Consider the following 16,368-nt stretch of genomic DNA (forward strand, 5'->3'; position numbering starts at 1 on the left):
AGCGGATTCGAGAGAGCGACAGGTGGCAGGCGGTGCTTTCCAAGGTCGCGCCTGCGACCCTGTGAGGCCGGGTCGGAGTCGGAGTTCGCGGCCCCGGCACTGACTAACTATTTGTCCTGGGCGGCGAGCACTGCGCCCTGAGTGACCGGCGCCACATTGCTGCGGTAGAGTCTGAGCCAGCCGCTGTCGAACAAGGGCGCAGCCGGCTGCCAGCGTGCACGGCGGGCGGCCATCTCGGCGTCGTCCACATGCAGGTCGCAGCGCAGGCTGTCCAGGTCCACGGTGATGGTGTCGCCGTCCTCCACTAGAGCGAGGGGACCTCCGGTTGCAGCTTCGGGGGAAACCTCGGCCACTACCAGACCCTTGCACACCAGGCCGGACAGATGGCCGTCGGTCAGCAGCGCGACATGCTCTCCCAGTCCCGCTCCATCGATGCCGAAGACCACGCGCGAAGCACCGCCGCCCATGCCCGGCCCGCCCTTGACGCCTGCGCCACGCATCACCACCACATGGCCGGCACGTATGCTGCCGTTCTTCAGGGCCGCCACAGCGGCGTCCGAAGTTTCGAAGCAGATGGCCGGGCCGGTGAAGCGACGCGACTTGCGTTCGTGAATTCCGGTTTTGACAATGCCTGTGTCCGGGCAGAGGTTGCCGCGCAGCATGGTGATGGCGGGTAGGGTGGCGACAGGGCGGGCCAGAGGGCGTATGACTTCCTCATCGGCGACTACAACCTCTTGCAAATTGTGCTCAAGCGTGTGGCCGGTTACGGTCAGAGCATCGAGTCGCAGCAGAGGCCGCAACTGCGCCAACAGGCCACGTGCCGCACCCGCGGCCTCGAATTCCTCAATCAGGCGCTCGCCCACGGGACGAAGAGCTGCCAGCACTGGCACCTGATGCTGGAAACGCTCGAACATGGCATAGATGTCGACATGGCTCTGCGCTTCGCGAGCCACTGCCTGCAGATGCTTGATGCAATTGACCGAGCCCCCCACGGCCAGCACGGCCTTGGCGGCATTCTCGAAAGCCTGCTCGGTGAGGATCTCCCGCGGGCGCAGATCATCCCAGACCATTTGCACGATGCGCGTACCTGCGGCGCGGACATCGTCCATCATCTTGGCGCTCAGCGCTGCCACTGGAGCGCTGCCGGGCAGGGCCATGCCTAGCGCCTCGCAGACGATGTGCATGGAGTTGGCGGTACCCAGGCCGGAGCAGACGCCCGGCGAGCGTATGGCCTCGCGACTCATGCATACCAACTCCTGTACTGGCATGTTTCCTGTGACTGCATGCATCGCGCCGATGAATACATCCTCAATGTCGGTATGCCTGCCTTGGTACTCGCCGCTGGCCTGGTAGCCGCAGGGAACCATAAGCGTCGGAATATTGAGCCGCGCGGCCGCCATGAGCTGGCCAGGCACCGTCTTGTCACAGGAGGTCAGGCACACCATACCGTCGAGTTGTGCACCTTCAATGGCCACCTCAATGTCATTGGTAACCAGGTCTCGTGCGGCCAGCATGTAGGCGCCCCGAGCGCCCGCGCCGGTGATGAAGTCGCTGGGTGCTGCCGTGCGTATCTCGAAGGGCACTGCGCCCGCGTCGCGTATGGCCTGCTTGATGACCGCAGCGACTTGGTCCAGATGGCTGAAGCAGGCAGCGAGCTCCGAGCTGCTGTTGACTATGGCGATTTTCGGCTTCTCGCAATCCTCCTCGGGTATCCCTAGAGCACGCCAGTGCGCGTTGCGCACCGACCAAAGATAGGAGCCGCGAGGGAAGTTGCTACGTAGCTGGGTGACTTTGGGACGATTCATGGAGTCTTTCTGAAATGGGAGTCGGCGCTGTGAGCTGCAGCAAGGCTAGACACAGTTGCATTTGAGCTGCCAATCAAAATTATGAAATTAAATTTCAAAAAAACTCACGGTAGTAGCACCTAGATGTGAACCGTCAATACGTTATGTGCAAATTTGAGCCCGGACATCGGAGCGATGTGACTGATACTGCTGCGCGGCCTGAGCCAGTTGTAGTAGTGCTGCCAGCTCACCAGGGCATGGGGTCGCTCAGCTGAGTTCTGGTATGTCCAGCCATAGGCCCACTCGCGGAGCACTGACTGGATGAACCGCTCGGCCCTTGCCGTTGGTCTGGTGAACTTGTGCTGCACGCCCAAGGCTTTGCAGGCAGCAGCAAATTCCTTGGAACGGAAGGCTGCACCGTTGTTAGTCAGCAGGCGTTTGATGCGAACGCCAAGCCCCGCGCAGTACGCCACCGCGCTTTGCACAAACGTGACGGCTTCGTGCATCTTCTCATCGCGATACATGGCGGTGTACAACTGGAAGAGCCAGCTTCTGGGACGTGAGGCAGCCGCTTCCATGAAACACACCCATCGATCCTGCAGGGGCGAGAGCTCAAAGAGCTTGAACTCCCGGTTGACATACTGCGCCGCGAAGTTCGGCAACTGCGGTTTGAGCAGGATCTCTTGAGCAAGGCCATTGAGCTGCTAAAAAAGGCCTGTGCGTCAATATGCAACTCCTGTTTAACCGGGAGAAGTCACTGCTGAGTGACGCCATCAAGGCGCACTATGGTACTGCCAGAACTCCTTGCTCAGTTGGCTCTTGCGCGTAGTTCCTACTTCTACCGTTGAGCTCGCGCTGCGGTAGCAGCAAGGACATCGTGGAGCACTACAACCCCTGCGGATATAGCTTCTTTTCCAACTCATTGCGAGCGCGCTTCAGCGGCATCAAAAAAGTCTCTTTGAACTCACTCATGCTGAGTCTCTCTGCCCTAACTGCAATGCTCATAGCAGCAATTGTGTTGCCTTGAGGGTCGCGCACTGGCGCCGCCATGGAGCGCACCCCCAGCTCCAACTCTCCATCGCTGCATGACCATCCGGATTGTCGGCAAGTTTCAAGCAGACCTAGCAGCTCCTCCAAGTCAGTCACCGTCTGAGGGGTCAGAGCCACCCGCTCGATCATCGCCAGCCTTGCACGCGCCTCATGTTGAGGCAGTCCTGACAACAGCATCCGACCAATCGCAGAACAGTACACCGGCAACCTGGATCCTATGCCTAGACCCGTGCTCAAGCTGCGCCGAGCGGTCGAGCGGCCAATGATGATGGCATCGTCCTCCAGCAAAGTGCCAAGCGAAGCGGACTCTCTGGTGCGCTCCGACAGTGCATCCAGTAGCGGCTGGGCCAACGCAGGCATGGGGCGCGATGACAGAAATGAATAGGCGATCAGCAGTGACTTGGGCTGCATCCAAAACAGCTTTCCGTCACTCTCTAAATAACCGAGCTGAACCAGTGTGCTGAGCGAACGTCTGGCTGATGCTGGCGTGGACTGAGTGAGCCTGGCCACTTCCGACAGCGTGAGCCGGGTATGCCGACGGTCAAAGCAAGTCAGTACGCCCAATCCCTTGCGCAGCGATTCCACAAAGTTCTTGTCCTGCATAGCGACCAAATCAAGGTGTTTTCAACATTTTTGCGCATAGCGCAAAAACAGGTTTAACACAAAGTACGACATCCCCATACTGCAGTTCCCCACACAAGAAGGAGACAAGATGCGCAACGCATCCATTCGCAGACGCGAAGCATTGATCGGCATTGCCGCTGCGGTCGCTGCAACAGGTAGCCTGGCTCAGTCAAATCAACCTCTCAAGATCGTCGTGCCTTTCTCAGCGGGAGGTACCGCCGATGTACTGCCGCGCCTAGTAGCCGAAAAAATCCGCGCGGACTACGCAGGTGGCGTGATCATTGAAAATAAGCCCGGGGCTGGTGGAAACATCGGTGCCGATCTAGTGTTCCGGGCACCGCCGGACGGAATGACTGTGCTGGCCTCCCCTCCGGGGCCCATCGCCATCAACCACAACCTCTATCAAAAGCTCAGCTTCGACCCGACTCGCTGGGTACCGGTGACGATTTTGGCCACAGTGCCCAACGTCCTGGTCATCAACCCGAAGCTGCCTGTTAAGTCACTTGGCGAGTTCATCGCATACGCCAAAGCCAATCCCAAAAAAGTGACTGTGGCGACGCAAGGCGACGGCTCCACATCCCACCTGACTGCTGCCATGTTTATGCAGCTGACTGGCACTGAACTGACTGTCATCCCTTACAAGGGAACAGCCCCGGCACTGATTGACCTGATCGGCGGCAATGTGGATGTGTTTTTCGACAACATCAGCTCGTCGGCCACCTACCACCAGGCCGGCAAGGTGCGCATTCTGGCCGTTGCCGACGAGCAGCGCTCTCAAATATTGCCCCAGGTCCCCACCTTCGCCGAGCAGCAATGGCCCGCCATGCAAGCCGTGACTTTCTTTTCTGTTGTGGCTCCCCCAGGCACGAGTGCAGAAATCGCTCAGAAGCTTCAGAAGCAGATGGCCCTGGCTCTGTCATCGAACGACATCCGCAAGCACTTTCAGGAACAAGGTGCCGTGCCTTGTGGTTGGGACCCATCCAAGACTGCTCAGTTCATCCGCCAGGAAACCGAGAAGTGGAAGAAGGTGCTGAAGGCCGCCAACGTCAAGCTCTAACTCTTAGGAACCAACATGCAAGAATCCATCATCCAGTGGCATGGGGCCACTAATACGCGCGTGCCTTTTGGTATCTATACCGACACAGCCAATGCTGATCAGGAACAGCAGCGCATCTATCGCGGCGAGGTCTGGAACTACTTGTGCCTGGAATCTGAAATTCCCGGGGCTGGTGATTTCCGCACTACTTTTGCCGGTGAAACACCGATAGTTGTCGTACGGGATGCCGACCAGGAAATCTACGCCTTCGAGAACCGCTGCGCGCATCGCGGCGCTCTCATCGCTCTGGAGAAATCGGGCCGTACGGATAGTTTCCAGTGCGTCTATCACGCCTGGAGCTACAACCGACAGGGAGATCTGACCGGCGTTGCCTTCGAGAAAGGTGTCAAGGGCCAGGGTGGCATGCCGGCCTCGTTCTGCAAAGAAGAGCATGGCCCGCGCAAGCTCCGCGTGGCTGTCTTTTGCGGTTTGGTCTTTGGCAGTTTTTCCGAGGACGTACCCAGCATTGAGGATTACCTTGGCCCTGAGATTTGCGAGCGCATAGAGCGCGTGCTGCACAAGCCCGTAGAAGTCATCGGTCGCTTCACGCAAAAGCTGCCTAACAACTGGAAGCTCTACTTCGAGAACGTGAAGGACAGCTATCACGCCAGCCTCCTGCATATGTTCTTCACCACCTTCGAGCTGAATCGCCTCTCACAAAAAGGCGGTGTCATCGTCGACGAGTCGGGTGGCCACCATGTGAGCTATTCCATGATCGATCGTAGCGCCAAAGACGACTCGTACAAGGACCAGGCCATCCGCTCCGACAACGAGCGTTACCGGCTCAAAGATCCCAGCCTTCTAGAGGGCTTCGAGGAGTTCGAGGACGGCGTGACCCTGCAGATCCTTTCTGTGTTCCCTGGCTTTGTGCTGCAGCAGATTCAGAACAGCATCGCCGTGCGTCAGTTGTTGCCCAAGAGCATCTCCAGCTCGGAACTCAACTGGACCTATCTTGGCTATGCAGATGACAGTACAGAGCAGCGCAAGGTCAGACTCAAACAGGCCAACCTCATCGGCCCTGCAGGATTTATTTCCATGGAAGACGGAGCTGTCGGTGGATTCGTGCAGCGTGGCATCGCAGGCGCTGCCAACCTTGATGCGGTCATCGAGATGGGCGGAGACCACGAAGGCTCTAGCGAGGGCCGCGCCACAGAAACCTCGGTACGCGGCTTTTGGAAGGCCTACCGCAAGCATATGGGACAGGAGATGCAAGCATGATCAATGAAATTCAAATCGCGGCCTTCAATGCCGCTTACGCGAAGACCATAGACAGTGACGCCATGGAGCAATGGCCAACCTTCTTCACGAAGGATTGCCACTATCGCGTCACCAATGTCGACAATCATGCTGAAGGGCTTGCTGCCGGCATTGTCTGGGCGGATTCACAGGACATGCTCACCGACCGAATTTCCGCGCTGCGCGAAGCCAATATCTACGAGCGCCATCGCTATCGCCATATTCTGGGTCTGCCTTCGATCCAGTCAGGCGATGCAACACAGGCCAGTGCTTCCACGCCGTTCATGGTGCTGCGCATCATGCATACAGGGGAAACAGAGGTCTTTGCCAGCGGTGAGTACCTCGACAAATTCACCACGATTGATGGCAAGTTACGTCTGCAAGAACGCATCGCGGTTTGCGACAGCACGGTGACGGACACACTGATGGCATTGCCGCTATGACAATAGTGCACCGTAGATTGGCTTTGGCCATCGGCGATCCCCACGGTATTGGCCCTGAAATCGCACTGAAAGCTCTTCAGCAGTTGTCTGCCATCGAAAGATCCCTGATCAAGGTCTATGGACCGTGGAGCGCTCTTGAACAAGCAGCGCAGATCTGCCAAATGGAGTCCCTTCTTCAAGACCTCATTCATGAGGAAGCCGGCTCGCTTGCACAACCAGTGCAATGGGGGGAGATCACCCCGCAGGCAGGCCTATCCACGGTGCAATCTGCAACAGCAGCCATCCGGGCGTGCGAAAACGGCGAGGTCGACGCCGTAATCGCCTGCCCCCACCATGAAACGGCCATTCACCGCGCAGGCATAGCGTTCAGCGGCTACCCATCTTTGCTCGCCAATGTTCTTGGCATGAACGAAGACCAGGTATTCCTGATGCTGGTGGGTGCAGGCCTGCGCATAGTGCATGTCACTTTGCATGAAAGCGTGCGCAGCGCATTGGAGCGGCTCTCTCCTCAGTTGGTGGTCAACGCGGTGCAGGCTGCCGTGCAGACATGCACCTTACTCGGAGTGCCTAAACCACAAGTCGCTGTATTCGGGATCAACCCTCATGCATCTGAAGGACAGTTGTTCGGCCTGGAGGACTCCCAGATCACCGCTCCTGCCGTCGAGACACTGCGCAAGTGCGGCCTGGCGGTAGATGGTCCCATGGGAGCCGACATGGTTCTGGCACAGCGCAAGCACGACCTGTATGTGGCCATTCTGCATGACCAAGGGCACATCCCCATCAAGCTGCTGGCTCCTAACGGAGCCAGCGCGCTCTCCATCGGCGGCAGGGTGGTGCTTTCCAGCGTGGGGCATGGCAGCGCCATGGACATTGCCGGCCGTGGCGTGGCCGACTCCACGGCCCTCCTACGCACGATCGCCCTGCTCGGAGCCCAACCGGGCTGAGGACCCTCCATGAACCACCAGATCCATATCCACGACTCTGACATCGCGTTCACCTGCGCGCCCGGGCAATCCGTACTGGATGCAGCCCTGCAGGCAGGCATCGAGCTGCCTTATTCCTGTCGCAAAGGTAGCTGTGGTAACTGTGCGAGCGCCTTGCTCGACGGAAATATTACTTCCTTCAATGGCATGGCCGTGCGCAGCGAACTCTGCACCTCGGAGCAGGTATTGCTGTGCGGCTGCACCGCCGCCAGCGATATACGTATCCAGCCGAGCTCCTTTCGCCGCCTTGACCCGGAAGCCCGAAAACGTTTTACGGCCAAGGTGTACAGCAATACACTGGCGGCACCCGATGTCTCGCTGCTGCGCCTGCGCCTGCCTGTGGGCAAGCGCGCCAAATTTGAAGCCGGCCAATACCTGCTGATTCACCTCGACGACGGGGAAAGCCGCAGCTACTCTATGGCCAATCCACCCCATGAGAGCGATGGCATCACATTGCATGTGAGGCATGTACCGGGTGGTCGCTTCAGCACTATCGTTCAGCAGTTGAAGTCTGGTGACACATTGGAGATCGAACTGCCATTCGGTAGCATCGCGCTGAAGCCTGACGACACAAGGCCCCTGATTTGCGTTGCAGGTGGCACGGGATTTGCGCCCATTAAATCCGTTCTTGATGACTTAGCCAAACGCAAGGTTCAGCGCGACATAACGCTGATCTGGGGGGCTCGCAACCCCTCGGGCCTGTATCTTCCTAGCGCCATCGACAAGTGGCGCAAAATCTGGCCACAGTTTCGCTACATTGCAGCCATCACCGACCTAGGCGATATGCCTGCGGATGCTCACGCAGGTCGGGTGGATGACGCGCTACGCACACACTTTGGCAACCTGCACGATTATGTGGTGCACTGCTGTGGCTCACCAGCTCTGGTTCAATCAGTACGCACAGCTGCTTCCGGTATGGGCCTGCTTGCACAGGACTTCCACGCGGATGTTTTTGCGACAGGCCCGACTGGTCACCACTAGAAGTAGCTATCCATGCGATATCAACACGGCGGGCTTGAGACGGGCATAAAGCATTCGTGCCAATGCCTGTGTTGACGCTGGTACCGATATTGGTCATTGTTTGCTTCAATCATCCTTCACGCAGTGCTCGCCAGTTATTCTCGGTCTTGCGCATGGTGATCTTGCCTTTCATCTGAAGCTGCTGCTCTTGCAGCCAGTACAAGACGCCCAAGGAAGGCTTCGCGCCTTCCTTTATGCCGCCGTGTTGTTGGCTCGCTGCCTGGCGCAGTGCTTCATCGAGAGGATACGAGATCTACTGCCTGCGGGCCTGTACCTGAGTGGTGATGGTGAATTTGTTGTCTTTCTCGGGCAGGCGCTTGCCGTTGCGCTCCACCACCTTGCCGATAGCAATGCTGCCGATCACCGGGGGCGTGATCATCAAACCTTTGATCATGGAATGCTCCAATAAAAAAGTCCTCCAGGGCCAGGCCAAGGAGGACAGGGAGAGGTAAAAGAAAAGGGGGAAAGGGAGGAGGGGAGGGATATCCGAGGGCGGACCGCGATGTCACAAACTCCCTGGTCTTTGCTGCTAGATTGGGTACGCCGGAAACTCCCCCAATCGAGATGCAACCCAGGATCAACTTCATTGAGAGAGGGCGCCTTTTCAGGCGCGAACTCAAGCGACGCCGAGTCAGGTTCCTGCCGATGCAGGTCTTGCGCCGGATATTTGAAAAAGCTGGCGTCTAAACCCTCCACGCTGAGCGAGAGCCTTTCCCGGCTCAAGCCTCGGCTTCCGGCTCATAGGCGCAAATCCGCCGAGATCCTGCCCGCGAACTCAGATAGTGTTGCGCCAGCGTCGGATACTCCTGCACGAACTGGCAGTTGTTGAACACCTGATCGCCGACATCGATGGGATACAGACAGCGCAAGGCTTGCTCGGCACTGTCCGAGCCGTCGCCGGCTGGAGCGATACCGCTTTGGACCAACTCCCAGAACACCTTCTCCAGGGTAATCAGCCGCGCAATCAGCGCTTCGTCCCGCTCGATGCGAAAGATGCGCAACTCCTGCTCGCCCACCAGCACCACCACATTGGCGGCGCGCTGTCCTTGTCCCTGGAGCAAGTTCTTTCCCGATACGGCCCCGCCATCAGCAAAGGTGCTCCGCTGCTGTGGGAGCTGAGCGAGCAGTGGGTGACCGCGCATTTTCTGGATCAGTCTTCCACAAGGTAAGAGTCTTTGATCGGGCAAGGCTGCTTGGACACACACGCGATGGAGTCCACACTAACATTTCATTCCTGGCCGGTACACAGAGCACGCTCTTGACTTCAATCTACTAGTTGGTAGACTGCGTGCATGGATATTGATCTCTCCCCTAGAGCCACCGAGATCGCGGCCTGCGCGCGCGCGCTGCTGGTCAGTGGTGGATACAACAGCTTCAGCTATGCCGACATCTCGGAGGCCGTGCATATCAGCAAGGCCAGCATCCACCATCACTTTCCGAACAAGGCCGAATTGGTACGCACGGTTCTGGTACTGTATCGCGAAGAAGCGCGTGCTGGACTGACGGCCCTGGCGCAACGGATTCCTGACCCAGTCGCCCAGCTTGAGGCCTACATAGGGTACTGGGCGACATGCATGCGTGATGTCACTTCGGCCTTTTGCATCTGCGCCATGCTGGCAGCTGAACTACCTACCATACCACCCGAAGTCGCTGCCGAAGTCAGTGGGCACTTCTTGGATCTGACTGTATGGCTCTCCTCTCTATTGGCTAAAGGGGCTGCAGAGGGAGTGTTTTTTCTTAGCACGAGCCCAGAAGGCGAGGCAATGACAGTCGTGGCGACGGTGCATGGTGCCATGCTGTCAGCGCGTGCCTATGGCGACCCGGATGCTTTTGCAGCAATCGTTCAGCCGCTTATACGACGGCTGACATCCCAGTAGCCGGCTTACAACTCCTTGTGCAGAGATTTGAAGCTTTCATTTATTCAGATTACCTACCAACTAATAGATAGATAATTTCCATGACATCTCCGCTATCACTCCTAGGCTTGATCCACACCTGCGTCAGCTTGATCCCAGTCGTTGCTGGCCTATACAGCTTCGTCCGTCACCAGTCCATTGAGCCAGCAAGCCGCTCCGGCAGGATCTACCTCGCAGGGCTGATGGTCTCGGTGCTCACAGCTTTCGGCCTGTCGAGCACGGGGGGCTTCAATCCGGGCCACGCCGTGGGCATCTTGGCCCTTCTTGCCGCTTTCGGGAGCCTACTTATACGACGCCTGTCCATACTGGGAAGGCTGCGGCCGTACCTGGCGACATTCGGTCAAAGCTTCAGCTTCTTCCTGCTACTGGTTCCAGGGATTGCCGAAACCCTGACACGCCTGCCAGTTGCACATCCTTTGGCCGAAGGGCCACAGTCGGCATTGGTGCGTGCCACGCTGCTCGCGTGGTTTGTCATCTTCATCGTTGGGTTTGCCTTGCAGGCCTGGGCCATCCGCTCAGGTCGTACCAGCGCTGCCCGGTAGCAGCGGCGGCCACATGCAGACTAGGCTTGCTGACGCGTGGCAGCGAGGACAATTTCACGCACGCAAACGCCCTCCGGCTGCGAATAGGCGTAGTAAATCGCATTAGCCACGTCTTGCGCGGAGAGCACCTTGCCGCCCATATCGGCTTTCCAGGCCTCATAACCCGTCTTGATGTCTTCGTCGGTGGTGTGGCCCAGCAGCTCGGTTTCCACGGCGCCCGGCGCGATCGTGGTCACGCGTACGTTGTGTGCCGAGAGTTCCTCGCGAAGGTTCTCCGACAGCCCATGGACGGCGAACTTCGTGCCCACATAGGCAACGTGGTTGGGGAAAGTCTTGCGGCCCGCCACCGAGCTGATGTTGATGATGTTGCCGCGCTTGCGCTCGACCATGCCCGCTGCGACGGCATGCACGCCGTTCAGCACACCCTTGACATTCACGTCCAGCATGCGTTCCCACTGGTCCGGATCCTGGCGCGTGATCTCGCCCAGCAGCATGACACCGGCATTGTTGATGATTGCATCGACCGGGCCAAAGCGCTTTTCACCCTCCTGCACGGCAGCGCCCAGCGCGGCGCGATCGGTCACATCCACGGACAGCGCCAACGCTTTAGGCAGGTTCAAGGCCTGCATCTTGTCGAGCCGGCGAGCCAGCAGTAGCAGGGGATAGCCTAGCGAGGAAAACAGGCGGGCTGTGGCCAGGCCAATCCCAGAGCTCGCGCCCGTGATGACGATCAGTGGTTTAGGGATATCGCTCATGGCAACTCCTTCAAGGAATAGGTTTTACAGATGGGTTGTTTTCCTGGAAGTCTATTTCATGGACGGTTCATCTGAATAATGGTTTATTCTTCTCTCATCCATACGATTTACTTATGACTTCAGCATGGACTATCGCCAACTTCGTGCCTTTGTTGCCGTCTTCGAGAAGCGCAACATCACAGCCGCTGCACAGCAGATCCACCTAACCCAACCAGCTCTGTCTGGCAGCATCAAGCTACTAGAAGAGTCTTTGGGTACGACCTTGTTCATCCGCAGAGCCCGCGGCGTGGACGTCACCGACGATGCACGGTCCTTGTATCCACAGGCTCGTCGAATGATCGCTGAGGCGGACAATTTGGCGCTGCGCTTTCGCAAGCGCGGTGAGCGCGAGCGCCTGACGATCGGTATCGAGCAGGATGTCGCCCGAAAGACGGTGCAGAGCCTCGTCGCAACTGCCAATGCCTGCGTGCCAGACCTGCAGTTGCATATGTTGACAGGATGCGAGGGAGATGCTCGACTGGCCAGTGAAGATCTGCGTTGCGAAGACGAGTTGTTTCTCCCTGTCTTGAGCGAGCGCTTTGTGGTCGCGTTGGCTGCAGGGCAGCCTGCGCCAGAAACCGCTTGGACGCCTGCCTCCGAACCTGACGGAAAAATGTCGTGGGTGATTTGTCCAACCCACTCCAGCCATCAACGGCTTATGTCCATCTATGGCCCCGCAGCAAACTCTCCGGCAGCCCATGCAAGCAATTTTTTGCTAGCTCTTGACCTTGTTGCTGCAGGTATCGGGGCGGCCATCGTGCCGGAGTCTTTGGCTCAAGAGACTCTTGGAGTCCATGCCCGTCAACTGCAGGGAGTGGATCTGAGGCGCCGAATTGGTCTGTGCTACCCCGCACAGTCACTGGACATTGGCTCTTTGACATTGCTTCGCAACGCGCTGGACTCTGACTAAACAAGAACTCTCACGCGATACGAAATTCACCTAAAAATCGTGAAGTGCGGGCCAAAGAAACCATCATCAAATTCATGGCTCAAAAGCCTTTGTTTGCCCGAAATTTTTCCGTGCAAAGCGGTCCACAGGACCCCCCAGTCTTCACTTAAGCCATAAAAAGAGACGTCAAGGCATATGCTAAGGCCTGATGAGATTTGATTGACAGGCCTCAGAAGGCACCACAATCGCGCCGTGATTCGGTATGTTTTGGCAGATGAACAATGGGCTCGAATCCTCCAGGACGTGGATGAACGGTTTGAGGGCGTTGATTTGCAGGCGCTTCTGGCCGACAAAGCGTTTGACGCAGACTGGCGGAAGCAACGTTTGCTGGCATAGGGCGTGGCCAAGTCGTGATCGCGCAGAAGTCCAATTGACAGGCTCCCATGGCGATCGATATGGAGATCTATAAGTGGAGGCACTTGATCGAGAACTTCTTTTGCAAGCTCAAGGAGTTCCAGCGCATTGCAATGCGCAGCGACAAGACAGTCAGTAACTTCGCTGCTGTCACCACGCTGGCGTCCGCCGTGATCAATTCACGCTAAATCTCAACAGACCCTAGTATCTTTCTAAAGGCTATTGGCGCTGGGGATGCGTGACCTGAACAGGATATGGCTGGTTTTGCCGCACAGGTGCTCTGTTGCACAAAGGCGGCATGACCCTAACCCCAGACCCAGTTGCGCCATGGCGTGAACGGCCATAGTTGTCGGACGGCCGACCTGCGTGAAGCGATTGAGCAATGCCATGCGCGCGTGCTACACGCGTGCTACAAATGACACTGAATATGTACTCATAAGGCCAAGTCATGAGGAATCATCCAGCAGACATTGAAAACACGGCTGCCTTCCGTGCCACTTGGAATGCGATGGATCGTTCAATGGTGGTCGCGGAGTTCAGCATCGACCGGCGCCTGCAGCATGCGAACCGAAACTTCCTGGATCTTCTCGGCTATTCGGAGCATGCCGCGCAAGGCCAGCTTCACCAGGATTTCTGCCTGGCTCAGGAGGTTGCAAGCGCCGACTATGAGTTGTTCTGGCAAAGCTTGCAGAATGGAGAGCCGCTGTCGAAGCAGTGTGCCCGGCGGCATCAGGATGGCAGCGTCCGCTGGCTCGAAGCCAACTATTCGCCCGTGCTGGACGATGCCAAACATGTCGTTGGCGTGGTCAAGGTGGCAATCGATGTGACCGAACGGGTCCGACGTGAACACCTCCTGCAGGCACGCAACGAGCGCCTAGCCCTGGTGGCTGACGCCACAGACAACGCGGTTCTCCTGCTGGACGATGCCTGGAAGATCAGCAACGTGAATACGGGCTTCACCCGTATGCTTGGATGGTCCCGGGAGGAAGTTCTGGGCCGCAACTCCATCGACCTGCTGTGTATTTCCATGGAGACGGACCTCAAGGCACTGTACAGCCAGCAGTTGATGACCGGACAAGTCGTGCGGCGAGAGGAACTCGTCCATGGCCGTGATGGCCAGCGCTATTGGGTACGTGTCGCCTCTCACCCGGTCATGAATGCCGAGGGGGTGATCGAACAGGTGGTGACCGTTCTCGGCGACATCACTGGTAAAAAGCTTTACGCGGAGTTCCAGCGCAAGGTGCTGGAGGCCATGGTGCGGGAGCAACCGCTGTGCGACGTGCTGGACATGGTCTGCCGCGAGGTGGAGCGCATCGCACCGGATGTCTGCAGTTCCATTCTGGCCGTGGACGAGGACAGAACTCTGAGGCCCCTCGCTGCTCCGCACCTGCCCAAGAGTTTTTCCGATGCCCTCAATGGTTCGCCGATTGGGCCTATGGCGGGGTCTTGCGGTACTGCGGCCTTTCGAAACGAAGCCGTGTTCGTCGACGACATCGAAACCGATCCGCTGTGGACCGAACCCTTTAAATCGATGGCGCTGTCGCTGGGGCTCAAAGCCTGCTGGTCCGCGCCCATCCACGCGACCGATGGCAAGGTCATCGGGACGTTCGCCTTCTATTTCCGGAGGAGGGTAGTTGCTACGGCCTTCCATCAGAAGTTGGTGAATGTGTGCATCCATCTGTGCGTAATGGCCATGGAGCGCGAGCAGTCCCGCTCAATGATCCGCCAATTGGCGTTCTACGATGGACTGACCGGCCTGCCCAATCGCAGCCTGCTGCTCGCAAAAGCCGACCATGTGCTTACAGATGCCTCTCGGGAGGCGACATCCTTCGCGGTACTGTTCATCGACCTGGACCGGTTCAAGCAGGTGAACGACTCACTGGGCCATCCCGCTGGCGACACATTGTTGCGCGACGTTGCCCTGAGCATTCGACAGGGGCTCCGGGGGATGGACATCCTCGGTCGCCTTTCCGGGGACGAGTTTGTCGTCGTCGTTCCCCAGGTGGACGTGCCTCAAATCACCGACCGGGTGGAGAAGTTGCAAGTGCTGCTGTCTTCGTCCAAGACCCTGGACGGCGTGACCGTGTCGCCTTCGGCCAGCATTGGCATTGCCATGTTCCCGAGCGACGGGCGTGACATGGAGACGCTGATCCAGCGTGCCGACATGGCCATGGAGCAGGCCAAGGCCAGTGGTCGTGGACGTTTCCGGTTCTTCAGCCTGGAGATGAATGAGTTGGTGCAGCAGCGCCTGCTCATGGAAAGCCTGCTGCACGACGCGTTGAAGCACAAGCGCCTGCGCTTGGCCTTCCAGCCTCAGGTCGACATCACCACCGGCCATCTGTCGGGAGTGGAGGCCCTGGCGCGCTGGAGCGACCCTGTCCTCGGTGAAGTCTCACCAGCCCGCTTCATTCCCTTGGCGGAGGAATGCGGGCTGATCGGGGAACTGGGAGCCTGGGCATTGCAGGAAGCCTGCCGTTGGCTGGGACGCTGGAGAGAGGAGGGTCTGCGGATTCCTTCAGTCTCGGTCAATCTCTCACCGTCGAGTTTCCACAACCTCGCGTTGCCCGACCTGATCGCCAGGACATTGGATGAGCACCATCTCGAACCGAAAGACCTGACCCTGGAGATTACGGAGAGCATGCTGCTGGACAGCAATCCGTCAACACTGAAGACTCTCGCCGAAGTGCACTGCCTTGGCATCAAAATTTCGATGGATGACTTCGGGACCGGTTACTCCTGTCTCAGCTATCTGCGCCGCCTGCCGGTGAGCGAGTTGAAGCTGGACAAGAGCTTCGTGGCGGACCTCGAGGGCGATGCAGCGGCTCGGGCACTGAGCCACGCCATCTTGCGCATGGGCGAAAGTCTGCAACTCACGGTGGTGGCAGAAGGCGTGGAGACCGAATTTCAATACCGCTTGCTTAAGGAGCAGGGTTACCACGTGGCTCAGGGCTATCTGATTTCAAAGCCGTTGGCCCCTGAAGACTTCGGGCAATGGCTGTCCGCTAATGGCCGAAATGATGAATTCACGGCTACGCCAGGAAGCTGACAGTCATAAGGCTGTGGGAACTGAGCATCGCTAGTCGCTCAGGTGAGTCGAAGTTTGCTCGCTCAGGGCCCCGACGATATGCGCAGGTGTCGATGGACTTGGCCCGTACCTCATCATTTCCTTCTCGCTCCGAGGCTGAACACCCCTGCTCAAAGGCCTGCAGCAAGCTTTCGATGCTCCTCTTTACCTCTTGCGTCTGATGCGCTGCATCCGAGCCGAGGGCGGCCATAGTGCAGCCTGCCGCCCGATTGTCACGATGCTCGCGAGACAGATAGCTGCGCACAAAAGTAGGCAGGTCAATACCTTTCGTTAACTCTACGGTCTGCTCTATCCCGCAAGCGGAAGATTCCGCCATCAAGTCCGTCTCGGAGCGGAATTGCTTGTAGAAGCCGCCTTGCGTGATCCCCTTGCCGCCATCAAGTCGACCACGCCTACGCCATCGTATCCACGCTCGCGAAACAGCGCTGACGCCGTTTTCACGACATGTGCACGGCTGGCCTGTGCTTTGTTGAGCTGCCGCAGTTACGGTAG

14 protein-coding genes and 3 pseudogenes are annotated in these 16,368 nt (G+C 58.1%); 11 read left to right on the forward strand and 6 right to left on the reverse strand.

The window, feature by feature from the left end:
* Window positions 1-107: 107 nt before the first annotated feature.
* Both P353_RS14635 and P353_RS14640 read right to left on the reverse strand, forming a co-directional pair.
* Window positions 108-1,805: a dihydroxy-acid dehydratase gene (locus P353_RS14635; protein ID WP_034370720.1), complete on the reverse strand. Its 1,698-nt coding sequence runs from the start codon at window positions 1,803-1,805 to the stop codon at window positions 108-110.
* 119 nt (window positions 1,806-1,924) lie between these two features.
* A pseudogene (locus P353_RS14640) lies at window positions 1,925-2,317 on the reverse strand (IS481 family transposase); the annotation flags it as partial.
* On the opposite strand from P353_RS14640, the pseudogene P353_RS28150 reads away from it, so the two are divergent.
* Window positions 2,313-2,626 (forward strand): annotated as a pseudogene (locus tag P353_RS28150) (IS3 family transposase); the annotation flags it as partial. The pseudogenes P353_RS14640 and P353_RS28150 overlap by 5 nt on opposite strands.
* A 43-nt stretch (window positions 2,627-2,669) precedes the next feature.
* On the opposite strand, the gene P353_RS14645 reads toward P353_RS28150, so the two are convergent.
* On the reverse strand, window positions 2,670-3,437 hold the full coding sequence (locus P353_RS14645; protein WP_034370723.1) for an IclR family transcriptional regulator domain-containing protein: 768 nt from the start codon (window positions 3,435-3,437) through the stop codon (window positions 2,670-2,672).
* 109 nt (window positions 3,438-3,546) lie between these two features.
* Here P353_RS14645 and P353_RS14650 point away from each other — a divergent pair, with 109 nt between their 5' ends.
* Genes P353_RS14650 through P353_RS14670 form a run of 5 tightly spaced genes read left to right on the forward strand, consistent with a single transcriptional unit; the run spans window position 3,547 to window position 8,197 of the window.
* Window positions 3,547-4,515: a Bug family tripartite tricarboxylate transporter substrate binding protein gene (locus P353_RS14650; protein ID WP_034370726.1), complete on the forward strand. Its 969-nt coding sequence runs from the start codon at window positions 3,547-3,549 to the stop codon at window positions 4,513-4,515.
* A gap of 15 nt (window positions 4,516-4,530) precedes the next feature.
* On the forward strand, window positions 4,531-5,772 hold the full coding sequence (locus P353_RS14655) for an aromatic ring-hydroxylating dioxygenase subunit alpha (protein WP_034370732.1): 1,242 nt from the start codon (window positions 4,531-4,533) through the stop codon (window positions 5,770-5,772).
* The gene (locus P353_RS14660; protein ID WP_034369201.1) at window positions 5,769-6,233 is read left to right on the forward strand and encodes an aromatic-ring-hydroxylating dioxygenase subunit beta; all 465 of its coding nucleotides are present in this window, start codon (window positions 5,769-5,771) and stop codon (window positions 6,231-6,233) included. The genes P353_RS14655 and P353_RS14660 overlap by 4 nt, the downstream gene beginning before the upstream one ends.
* On the forward strand, window positions 6,230-7,177 hold the full coding sequence (locus tag P353_RS14665; protein WP_034370737.1) for a PdxA family dehydrogenase: 948 nt from the start codon (window positions 6,230-6,232) through the stop codon (window positions 7,175-7,177). Before P353_RS14660 ends, P353_RS14665 begins: the two co-directional genes overlap by 4 nt.
* 9 nt (window positions 7,178-7,186) lie before the next feature.
* Window positions 7,187-8,197 (forward strand): FAD-binding oxidoreductase, encoded by a 1,011-nt coding sequence (locus tag P353_RS14670; RefSeq protein ID WP_034370740.1) that lies wholly within the window; start codon window positions 7,187-7,189, stop codon window positions 8,195-8,197.
* Between the two features lie 295 nt (window positions 8,198-8,492).
* On the opposite strand, the pseudogene P353_RS29565 reads toward P353_RS14670, so the two are convergent.
* Both P353_RS29565 and P353_RS14675 read right to left on the reverse strand, forming a co-directional pair.
* Window positions 8,493-8,630, reverse strand: a pseudogene (locus P353_RS29565) (phage capsid protein); the annotation flags it as partial.
* 325 nt (window positions 8,631-8,955) lie between these two features.
* A complete protein-coding gene (locus P353_RS14675) occupies window positions 8,956-9,297 on the reverse strand; it encodes a hypothetical protein (protein WP_157839598.1) in 342 nt (113 codons plus the stop codon).
* 231 nt (window positions 9,298-9,528) lie between these two features.
* Here P353_RS14675 and P353_RS14680 point away from each other — a divergent pair, with 231 nt between their 5' ends.
* Window positions 9,529-10,113 (forward strand): TetR/AcrR family transcriptional regulator, encoded by a 585-nt coding sequence (locus tag P353_RS14680; RefSeq protein ID WP_034370745.1) that lies wholly within the window; start codon window positions 9,529-9,531, stop codon window positions 10,111-10,113.
* Between the two features lie 80 nt (window positions 10,114-10,193).
* On the forward strand, window positions 10,194-10,694 hold the full coding sequence (locus tag P353_RS14685) for a hypothetical protein (RefSeq protein WP_034370748.1): 501 nt from the start codon (window positions 10,194-10,196) through the stop codon (window positions 10,692-10,694).
* 20 nt (window positions 10,695-10,714) lie between these two features.
* On the opposite strand, the gene P353_RS14690 is transcribed toward P353_RS14685, so the two are convergent.
* Entirely contained in the window at window positions 10,715-11,449 is a 735-nt protein-coding gene (locus tag P353_RS14690) for an SDR family oxidoreductase (RefSeq protein ID WP_198529074.1), read from the reverse strand.
* A 124-nt stretch (window positions 11,450-11,573) separates the two neighbouring features.
* On the opposite strand from P353_RS14690, the gene P353_RS14695 reads away from it, so the two are divergent.
* The 3 genes from P353_RS14695 to P353_RS14705 all read left to right on the forward strand — a co-directional run bounded on the left by P353_RS14695 (window position 11,574) and on the right by P353_RS14705 (window position 15,837).
* The gene (locus P353_RS14695) at window positions 11,574-12,398 is read left to right on the forward strand and encodes a LysR family transcriptional regulator (protein WP_034370751.1); all 825 of its coding nucleotides are present in this window, start codon (window positions 11,574-11,576) and stop codon (window positions 12,396-12,398) included.
* Between the two features lie 434 nt (window positions 12,399-12,832).
* Window positions 12,833-12,979, forward strand: coding sequence for a transposase (locus P353_RS14700; RefSeq protein WP_157839599.1), 147 nt, complete (start codon window positions 12,833-12,835; stop codon window positions 12,977-12,979).
* A 260-nt stretch (window positions 12,980-13,239) separates the two neighbouring features.
* Window positions 13,240-15,837, forward strand: coding sequence for an EAL domain-containing protein (locus tag P353_RS14705; RefSeq protein ID WP_052084870.1), 2,598 nt, complete (start codon window positions 13,240-13,242; stop codon window positions 15,835-15,837).
* Window positions 15,838-16,368: the final 531 nt, after the last annotated feature.

It is taken from the genome of Comamonas testosteroni, from assembly GCF_000761245.1.
GTDB lineage: Bacteria > Pseudomonadota > Gammaproteobacteria > Burkholderiales > Burkholderiaceae_C > Comamonas > Comamonas testosteroni_C.